The 1,993-nt window shown below is 67.9% G+C and carries 3 protein-coding genes; all 3 read right to left on the bottom strand.

Annotation, left to right across the window (positions count from 1 at the left end; genetic code table 11):
• Positions 1 to 133: 133 nt before the first annotated feature.
• On the bottom strand, positions 134 to 769 hold the full coding sequence (locus tag K2W81_RS15575) for a heme exporter protein CcmB (RefSeq protein WP_294106167.1): 636 nt from the start codon (positions 767 to 769) through the stop codon (positions 134 to 136).
• 143 nt (positions 770 to 912) lie between these two features.
• On the bottom strand, positions 913 to 1,479 hold the full coding sequence (gene ccmA / locus K2W81_RS15570; RefSeq protein ID WP_294106164.1) for a heme ABC exporter ATP-binding protein CcmA: 567 nt from the start codon (positions 1,477 to 1,479) through the stop codon (positions 913 to 915).
• Positions 1,476 to 1,874 (bottom strand): metallopeptidase family protein, encoded by a 399-nt coding sequence (locus tag K2W81_RS15565; protein WP_294106162.1) that lies wholly within the window; start codon positions 1,872 to 1,874, stop codon positions 1,476 to 1,478. Before K2W81_RS15565 ends, ccmA begins: the two co-directional genes overlap by 4 nt.
• Between the last annotated feature and the right edge of the window lie 119 nt (positions 1,875 to 1,993).

Here is a 1,993-nt window from a genome sequence, read left to right as displayed (position 1 = left end):
TTCTTTGCGTCGGGACATATGGGATCTCCTCTTTACCCATTATACCCACCCACACACGGAAATCCTGACAGGCCCGGATTGCGCTTCGCGCCCTTATTTCCTTCGCGCGCTTCGCGTAAACCGCTTCTTCTTCCTACCCCCGCCCCGCGCGGATTGCCGCGGCCGCCAGCACCGGCGCGCCCGCCACGAGGAGCAGCGTCACCGCGCCGAGCAGCTTCAACGCCCCTTGCCCGCCTTCGATCGATCCCGCGCCGAAAATCAGCAGCGGCACTGCGAGCGGCAGCATCACCAGCCCCGCCACCGCGCCACTCCCGCGCAAGCCCGCGACCAGCGCCGAGGTCGCGACCGCGAGCGCCGCGAGCCCCGGCGTGCCGACCAGCAAGCCGACCTCGATCGCCAGCAGCGCGTCGGCACTCACGCCGAGCAACCCGCTCGCGATCACCGCCGCCAGCATCAGCGGCGGGCCGAAGCTCAGCCAGTGCGCAACGATCTTGGCCGCGCTCACGCTCACCAGCCCGATCCCACGCACGCTCAGCTGATCGAGCACGCCCGCTTCCATATCGGGCGCGACCAGCCGCTCAACCGGCATCAGTGCCGCGAGCAAGGCGGCCGCCCAGATCACCCCGCCCCCCACCCGCGCGAGCAGATCGCGATCCGGGCCGACCCCGAACGGGAATAGCACCGCGACGAGCAGGAAGAAGGCGATCGGGAAAATCGCGCCCCCGCCCGCCCAGGCGCGGCGGACATCGCGGCAGATGAGGGAAACGATCACAGCCTAAACATCCGTTTGCCCTGAGCTTGTCGAAGGGCTGTCCTTCTTTTTCCGACGGCTCGCAAAAGAAGGACGGTGCTTCGACAAGCTCAGCACGAACGGGGAGGGTGCATTGAGCCCCTCCATGTGGCGGGAGTGAGTCACAGCGCAGCCCCCAACCGCAACTCGCGCACATCCCCCAGCGCCACCGGCTGGTGCGACACGATCAGCACCGCGCCCCCCTGCCCCCGGTGGCGCGCGATGATGCCGCCGAGCCGCTCGACCGACGCCACATCCAGCCCGCTGGCAGGTTCATCCAGCAACCACACCGGCGGCCGCGCAGCAATCAGCGGGACCAACGCCGCGCGCCGCTTCTGCCCGGTCGACAGCAGCCGCACGGGCACTTCGGCCAGATGATCGAGCCCCGCCTCCACCAACGCATCCGCAACAGTCGCCCCGTCGATCGCCGCCCAGAACCCCAAAGCCTTCCCCAACGGCAATTCCGGATCGAGCGCGTGCAACTCCCCCATCCACCCGCGCTTCGCCTCGCCGACAACCGCCCCCGATTCAGGCGGCAGCAACCCGGCGGCGACCCGCAACAAGCTCGACTTGCCGACGCCGTTCGGCCCGCTCACCAGCAGCACCTCGCCCGCGCCGACCGAGAAGCTCACCTCCTCGAACAGCATCCGCCCGCCGCGCGCGCATGCCACGCGATCGAATGCGATCACGCCCGGCCCTCGGCCGCTTCCTCCAGCGCGTGCATGGCGTCGTCCGACAGCCCAAAGTGATGGCCGACTTCGTGGATCACGACATGCGCGATCAGATGGTCGAGCCGCTCGCCGGTGTCGCACCACTCATCGAGGATCGGGCGGCGGTAGAGGTGGATGCGATCGGGCAAGCTGCCGCTCGCGCTCGCTTTCTCGCCCACCGGGGTCCCGTGATAGAGCCCGGTCAGCGCGAAGGGATCCTCGATCTCCATTTCGCTCAGCGTTTCCTCATCGGCGAATTCCTCGACGATCAGCACGATGTCGCGCAAATGGCTCGCGAACGGCTCGGGGAGTTTGCCCAAGACGGCCCGCGCGTGGCGTTCGATCTGCTCGATAGTCGGTGCTTGCCCCATCATGCGCCGGTGATAGGCATGGGGAGGAAGCCACGGCAAGAGGATGCAGCAATGATCGAAGCCCTAAGCGAAGCCGAACGCGCCGAAGCGCTCGATGGCCTGCCCGACTGGGACTATGACGA

The organism is Sphingomonas sp., from assembly GCF_019749955.1.
Taxonomy (GTDB): domain Bacteria; phylum Pseudomonadota; class Alphaproteobacteria; order Sphingomonadales; family Sphingomonadaceae; genus Sphingomonas.
The sequence above is the reverse complement of the archived record's forward strand: the minus strand, read 5'-3'. Positions and strand labels throughout refer to the sequence as shown.

What these genes read in the sequence shown, in the direction of transcription:
- K2W81_RS15565 (WP_294106162.1), bottom strand. Translation starts at nt 1,874, where the DNA reads ATGATGGGGCAAGCACCGACTATCGAGCAGATCGAACGCCACGCGCGG.